At 52.3% G+C, this 283-nt stretch carries 1 protein-coding gene; it reads left to right on the top strand.

Features of this window, described 5'->3' with window-relative positions; translation table 11 throughout:
- Positions 1–283: DNA gyrase subunit A (locus tag PGX78_RS07700; protein WP_333524014.1), on the top strand; the 283-nt coding region annotated here is incomplete at both ends.

Here is a 283-nt window from a genome sequence, read left to right as displayed (position 1 = left end):
AACTATGACGGCTCCTTACAGGAACCGACCGTACTTCCCGCTAAAATTCCGAACCTTCTGGTAAACGGCTCGGCAGGGATTGCCGTCGGTATGGCGACGAATATACCGCCCCATAATTTAGGAGAAGTGATTGACGGGCTTGTCATGATGATTGACGATCCGGACGTAACGCTGGATCAGTTGATGACAAAGATTCAGGGGCCCGATTTTCCGACGGGTGCCAAGATTCTCGGTCGTGAAGGTATACTTAAAGCGTATTCGACCGGTCGCGGCAGCGTGAAGC

Source organism: Megasphaera sp. AF13-6AC, assembly GCF_027685385.1.
GTDB lineage: Bacteria > Bacillota > Negativicutes > Veillonellales > Megasphaeraceae > Megasphaera > Megasphaera micronuciformis.
This window is presented reverse-complemented; position numbering and strand designations above follow the sequence as displayed.